Consider the following 6412-nt stretch of genomic DNA (forward strand, 5'->3'; position numbering starts at 1 on the left):
GAACACATCCGCTTCGACCGCATCATCGTCAGCGGACTGCCGCGCACCGTGGAGACCGCCGAGCGCGTGCTGGCGGAATTGCCCGATATGGCCAACGCCGCGCTGGAAACCTGGCACGAGCTGCAGGAGATCCGCGGCGGCAAACTGGCCGGCATCAGCGACGACAAGCTGCGCGACGCCTTTATCGGCGCCTTCGAAGGTGAAGTCCCCGAACACAAGCGCTTCCTCGACGGCGAAAGCGTGGGCGAATTCCTCGACCGCGTGCTGCCCGCCCTGCGCCGCCTGCGCGACGATCCGGACTGGGACACTGTCCTGCTGGTATTGCATGGTGGCACCAACCGCGCCATCCTGTCCCATGCCATCACCTGCGGGCGCCGCGTGTTCTACGGCAGCCTGATGCAGACGGCCGGCTGCATCAACGTGCTGGACGTAGGCGACGATCCGCTCGACTGGGTGGTGCGCATGATCAATTACTCGCCGCCCACGCCCGTGCACAGCGGCACGCGCCACACCACCATGGAGGTGCTGCTGCACCAGTACCTGCGCTTTCGCGACCAGCGGGGCCCGGTGCGCTAGCCCCGTGCAGACATGGAAATTCGAATCTCGTCATTACCGGAACATACCCAAAAAAACGGAGACAGCATGAGCACCAACGTTTCGAACTTCGAAGGCACCCGCGAGGTGGCCGAGCAGCAACGCTTCGACATGGCCGCGCTGGAGGCCTGGATGCGCGAGCATGTGGCAGGCTTCGCCGGACCGCTCGCCATCGAGCAGTTCAAGGGCGGCCAGTCCAACCCCACCTTCAAGCTGATCACGCCAGCCCGGACCTATGTCATGCGCGCCAAGCCCGGCCCGAAGTCCAGGCTGCTGCCCTCGGCCCACGCCATCGAACGCGAGTACCGCGTCATGGCCGCGCTGGCGGGCACCGACGTGCCGGTCGCGAAAATGTATGCGCTGTGCGAAGACGAAGCCGTGATCGGGCGCGCCTTCTACATCATGGAGTTCGTCGCCGGCCGCGTGCTGTGGGACCAGTCCCTGCCCGGCATGACGCCCGCCGAGCGCGGCGCCATCTACGACGAGATGAACCGCGTCATCGCCGCGCTGCACAGCGTTGACTACCAGGCCATCGGCCTGGGCGACTACGGCAAGCCGGGCAACTACTTCTCGCGCCAGATCGAACGCTGGAGCAAGCAATACAAGCTGTCCGAAACCGAGAGCATCCCCGCCATGGATTCGCTGATGGCCTGGTTGCCCGAGCACATCCCCCAGGAAGACGCCGACCTCACCGCCATCGTGCATGGCGACTACCGGCTCGACAACCTGATGTTCCACCCCACCGAGCCGCGCGTGCTGGCGGTGCTCGACTGGGAACTGTCCACGCTGGGACATCCGATGGCCGATTTCGGCTACCACTGCATGAGCTGGCATATCGCCCCGGGGCAGTTCCGCGGCATAGCCGGGCTAGACCACGCGGGACTTGGCATTCCCGACGAGGCGGCTTACCGCCGGACGTATGAGCAACGCACGGGCCGGCCGATCACCGGCGACTGGAATTTCTACCTGGCCTTCAGCATGTTCCGGATCGCGGGGATCCTGCAGGGGATCATGAAGCGGGTGGTCGATGGCACGGCTTCGTCGGCGCAGGCGCTGGATGCGGGGAAACGGGCGCGGCCGATGGCGGAGATGGGCTGGGAATACGCCAAGAAGGCAAAGCAGTAAGGCGCTTGCTGCCGAGCGTGCCGGGGCCTGACTGGGGGCTGCAGGGCCCAGATCGGGTCCCTGCAAAAAACCCACCAGGACAACCATCGTCATTGCCGATGGTTTTGGCGCATCCGGCCGGCTTGGACTAGTCTCCCAGCGCAACCCCTTCCCTGCGCGGGTCGGCGCCGCCAGCCCAGGCCCACTTGCCGTCGGGGCGCTGGCGGCGCATGATGGCCTGTGTACCGCTGGTCATCTCGATCTGCGCGACCTCATGCCCACGGTCCTTCAAGCCCTGCACCAGCGCCGGGCTGGCCAATCCGGCCTCCAGTTCCGTCGGCCCGTTGCGGCTGCCGAAGTTGGGCAGGTTGATGGCGGCCTGCACATCCATCTTCCAGTCCAGCAGCCCGACCAGGGTCTTGGACACGTACTCGATGATCTGCGAGCCGCCCGGCGAGCCCACCGTCGCGACCAGCTTGCCGGTCTCGCGGTCGAACACCAGCGTCGGCGCCATCGATGAACGCGGGCGCTTGCCGGCCTGCACGCGGTTGGCGACCGGCTTGCCGTTTTCGCTTGGCACGAACGAGAAGTCGGTGAGCTGGTTGTTGAGCATGAAGCCGCGCACCATCAGGTGCGAACCGAAATAGCTCTCGACGGTGGTGGTCATCGAGAGGGCACCGCCGGCGTCGTCGACGGCAACGATCTGCGAAGTGGAAATGCGCGGCGGCGAACGGTCCGGTGCCAGCGCGAGACTGGCGCCAGGGGGCACGCCGGCATCGGCCTTGTCCATGCTTTGCTCGCCGATCAGGCTGGCGCGCTGGGCCAGGTAATCGCGGTTCAGCAGACCCGCGACATTGACAGGCACGAAGTCGGGGTCCGCCAGGTAGAGACCACGATCGGCATAGGCCAGCCGCCCGGCTTCGGCAAGCGCGTGCACGGCTTCGACGCGGGGTTCGGCGCCTGCCGGCGTGGCCGCCGGCCTGGGCGTCATTGCGGCCAGCGCATATTTCGGGTCTTTCGCCTCGAGCGCCTGCAGGGTGCCGAGCATTTGCGCGATCGCGATGCCTCCCGAGGACGGCGGTGGCATGCCGCAGATCTTCCAGCGCTTGTAGTCGCTGCAGATGGGCTCGCGCTCCCTGGCGCGGTAGCCTTTGAGATCGGCCAGCGAGAGCGAGCCGGCATTGGCGCTGCCGTTGACCTGCCTGACGATGTCGCCGGCGATAGGGCCGGTATAGAGCGCGTCCGGGCCGTGGCGGGCGATGTCGCGGAGCGTCTGCGCCAGCGCCGGATTCTTCAGCAGCGTGCCGACCGGCTTGGCCTTGCCGTCCGGGGTGAGGAAATAGGCGGCCATCTCGGGGGATGCCGACAGGAACTTGTCCGCGGCGACCTGCGTGTAGAGGCGCGGCGAGATCGGGAAGCCCTGCTCGGCCAGCGCGATGGCCGGCTCGAACAGCCTGGCCCAGGGCAGCTTGCCATGCTGGCGATGGGCCAGCTCCAGCGCGCGCAACACGCCCGGGACCCCCACCGAACGCCCGCCGATCTGCCCCTCGCTGAAGCTCATGGGCTTGCCGTCGGGCCGCAGGAAGAGCTTCTCATCGGCCCCGGCGGGCGCGGTTTCCCGGCCATCGTAGGTCTGCACGCGCCTGCCGTCCCAGTACACGATGAAGGCGCCGCCGCCGATGCCGGTGGCCTGTGGTTCCACCAGCGTCAGCACGGCCTGCATGGCGATGGCCGCGTCGATGGCCGAGCCGCCGGCGCGCAGTATGGTGCGCCCGGCTTCGGTGGCCAGGGGATTCGCCGCCGCGGCCATGTGCTGGTCGGCGTATGCGGTGGCGAGACCTTGCCGGTAGCCGGACGCCACTTCCGGCGCGGCCGGCAGCACGGACGCTGCCGGCGCCGCCGGTACGCCGGTTTGGGTGGCACACGCGCCAAGCAGCGCAAGCGCCGCCGCGGCAGCCAACGGTCCGCGCCATAGCGCCGGTGAATATGCCTGGATTGCCATGCGTTCGACCTCCTCGAAGAAAGCGTCGATTCTAGGCCCCGCACCCGCACCCGTGCCACCCTCGCCGCCCCCTGGGGGCAACACGGATGGACCGTACGGTGCAAACATGCGTCGCCACGCCGGTCCGGCACAGCCGCTGTCCATCGCACAAATCTGTGCGCGCTTAACCCCGTGCGGCGCCCTGCCTCGTTTCACTGACAGCGCCCTGCCGCCGGCACCGCCGGCGCGGCCTTTCAGGAGAAGAAAAATGTTTCAGCGCTTGGGAGTCATGGCCATGGCCTTGGCACTGGCCGCCTGCGGCCTCCAATCCGCAACCTCGCCGGCCGAATACGCCGGCGGCACGCCGGCCAGGCGCCCGTACGCCGCGCTGATGCCATCGCCCGCGCCCTACCCGCAACCCGCTGCCGCGGGCGCACCGGAGCGCGAACGCTATGCCGCCATCGACGAAAACGGCGTGCAGCAGGTAGCGCAGGCTCCCGTTTCCACCTTCAGCATCGACGTGGACACCGGCAGCTACAGCAATGTGCGCCGCCTGCTCAACGCCGGCCGCTTGCCGCCCGCCGATGCGGTGCGGGTGGAGGAACTGGTCAACTATTTCCCCTACGACTATGCGCAGCCGCGCGATGGCCGTCCCTTCGCCGTGCACGCCGACGCCGCGCCGGCGCCGTGGCATGCGCACAACGTGCTGCTGCGCATCGGCATCAAGGCGGCCGACGCGGCCCGCGACAGCCTGCCGCCGGCCAACCTGGTGTTCCTGGTCGATGTGTCGGGCTCGATGTATTCGGCCGACAAGCTGCCGCTGCTGAAGTCGTCGCTCAAGCTGCTGACCAATGCCCTGCGGCCGCAGGACCGCATCACCCTGGTGACCTACGCCAGCGGCACGCGGGTGGTCCTGCCGCCCACCCCCGGCAGCGACAAGGCCGCCGTCACCGCGGCCATCGATTCGCTGGTGGCGGGCGGCTCCACCGCCGGCGCAAGCGGCATCGCGCTGGCCTACCAGGCCGCGCAGCAAAGCTTTATCGCCGGCGGCATCAACCGCGTGCTGCTGGCGACCGATGGCGACTTCAACCTCGGCATCACCGACTTCCGCCAGCTCAAGGCGATGGTCGCGGAGAAGCGCAAATCGGGCGTTTCGCTCTCCACGCTGGGCTTCGGCACCGGCAACTACAACGACCATCTGATGGAACAGCTCGCCGACGCCGGCGACGGCGCCTACTCGTATATCGACAACCTGATGGAGGGCAACAAGGTGCTGGTGGAAGAGCTCAGCTCCACGCTGGCCACGGTTGCGCGCGACGTCAAGATCCAGGTGGAATTCAATCCCGCCACGGTCAAGGAATATCGCCTGATCGGCTACGAGAACCGGGCGCTGCGGCGCGAGGACTTCAACAACGACCAGGTCGATGCCGGCGACATCGGCGCCGGCCATACCGTGACCGCGCTCTATGAGCTGACGCTGGCGGACCAGCCCGGCCTGCTCGACCCCTTGCGCTACCAGCCGGCTAGCGCCGGCAGGCCGCAAGGCAAGCGCGGCGCCGGCGGCGAGCTGGCGCACATCAGGCTGCGCTACAAGCTGCCGCAGGCCCAGGCCAGCGAGTTGCTCGATCTGCCGGTGCGGGCTGCCGCGGTGCGGCCGCTGGCGCAGACCGACGACGCCTTCCGCTTTGCCACGGCGGTGGCCGGCTTCAGCCAGGTGCTGCGCGGCGGCACCCATGTCGGCACCTGGGGCTACGCCGACGCGCGGGCCCTGGCGCTGGGTGCGCGCGGCACCGACCGCTACGGCTATCGCGGCGAATTCATCAAGCTGGTCGACCTGGCCCAGGCCCTGTCCACGCGCGCGCCGCTGGCGCAAGGCGACGGCGCCGCCAGGGAACCCGCGCACTGAAGAGAGCCGGATGCCGGGATGTCAGCACGCGCCAGCGCGCACCGGCATGCCGGTGCGCACGGCATCGGCCGGCGCTGTCATATACTGCCGCGCATGAATGCCTTCGTGCCCGGCGCCTCGTCCGCCGACCCGGCCGCAAGCCGTCCCGCCGGACTGGCCGCGCTGCCCGATACAGACCTGATGCTGCTGGTCGCCAATGGCCTGATCGAGCAGCCGGTGGCGGAGCTGTTTCGCCGCCACAATGCCGCGCTGTACAACTACGTCGCCTGGCTATGCCAGGGCGATGCCGGCGAGGCTGAGGATGTGGCCCAGAAGACCTGGGTCAAGCTGATGACCCGCTGCGGCGACTATCAGCCCAGCGCGGCCCTGCGCACCTTCCTGTTCCAGATCGCGCGCAACACCTGGCTGGACCAGTTGCGCGGCGCCTACCAGCGCCAGCGCGACACGCTTGAAGAGACCCATCTCGCCCTGCCGTCCGACGACCTCAGCCCCGAGGCCGAGGCGCAGCTGCGGCAGAATCTGCAAGGCGTGCGGCAAGCCCTGCTGGCGCTCCCGCCAGCGCAGCGCGAGGTGATCGTGCTGCGTTTCTTCAGCGAGATGAGCGTGGAGGACATCGCCCTCACGCTGGGCAAAAAGTTCGAGACCATCAAGAGCCGGCTACGCTATGCTTTCGCGCGGCTGCGCGACAGCCTGGCAACGGCGGCCTCGCGGGAGCGGCTGCCATGAGCGCGGACGAGCGCTTTATCGCTGGCGAGGACCGGCTCGCGGCACTGCTGCGAGCGCTGCCCCCCATGGTGCCGCCCCCCTCGCTGGAGGCCCTGGTGATG

At 68.4% G+C, this 6412-nt stretch carries 5 protein-coding genes; 4 read left to right on the forward strand and 1 reads right to left on the reverse strand.

The annotated features are described in order from the left end of the window. Positions 1 to 576, forward strand: a 576-nt coding sequence (locus P3W85_RS21860; RefSeq protein ID WP_276266320.1) for a histidine phosphatase family protein, incomplete at its 5' end; no start/stop codon positions are given. A 66-nt stretch (positions 577 to 642) separates the two neighbouring features. After that, entirely contained in the window at positions 643 to 1719 is a 1077-nt protein-coding gene (locus P3W85_RS21865) for a phosphotransferase (protein ID WP_276266321.1), read from the forward strand. Between the two features lie 127 nt (positions 1720 to 1846). Here P3W85_RS21865 and ggt read toward each other — a convergent pair whose 3' ends face one another. Beyond that, the gene (gene ggt, locus P3W85_RS21870) at positions 1847 to 3700 is read right to left on the reverse strand and encodes a gamma-glutamyltransferase (RefSeq protein ID WP_276266322.1); all 1854 of its coding nucleotides are present in this window, start codon (positions 3698 to 3700) and stop codon (positions 1847 to 1849) included. Positions 3701 to 3947: 247 nt separating this feature from the next. Here ggt and P3W85_RS21875 point away from each other — a divergent pair, with 247 nt between their 5' ends. Beyond that, entirely contained in the window at positions 3948 to 5585 is a 1638-nt protein-coding gene (locus tag P3W85_RS21875) for a vWA domain-containing protein (protein ID WP_276266323.1), read from the forward strand. A gap of 18 nt (positions 5586 to 5603) precedes the next feature. Next, positions 5604 to 6311: an RNA polymerase sigma factor gene (locus tag P3W85_RS21880; RefSeq protein ID WP_276266324.1), complete on the forward strand. Its 708-nt coding sequence runs from the start codon at positions 5604 to 5606 to the stop codon at positions 6309 to 6311. The last annotated feature ends 101 nt before the right edge of the window (positions 6312 to 6412 follow it).

It is taken from the genome of Cupriavidus basilensis, from assembly GCF_029335485.1.
GTDB classification, from domain to species: domain Bacteria; phylum Pseudomonadota; class Gammaproteobacteria; order Burkholderiales; family Burkholderiaceae; genus Cupriavidus; species Cupriavidus basilensis_E.

Coding starts and splice junctions, on each gene's coding strand:
- P3W85_RS21865 (WP_276266321.1), top strand. CDS start 643: ATGAGCACCAACGTTTCGAACTTCGAAGGCACCCGCGAGGTGGCCGAG.
- ggt (WP_276266322.1), bottom strand. CDS start 3,700: ATGGCAATCCAGGCATATTCACCGGCGCTATGGCGCGGACCGTTGGCT.
- P3W85_RS21875 (WP_276266323.1), top strand. CDS start 3,948: ATGTTTCAGCGCTTGGGAGTCATGGCCATGGCCTTGGCACTGGCCGCC.
- P3W85_RS21880 (WP_276266324.1), top strand. CDS start 5,604: ATGTCAGCACGCGCCAGCGCGCACCGGCATGCCGGTGCGCACGGCATC.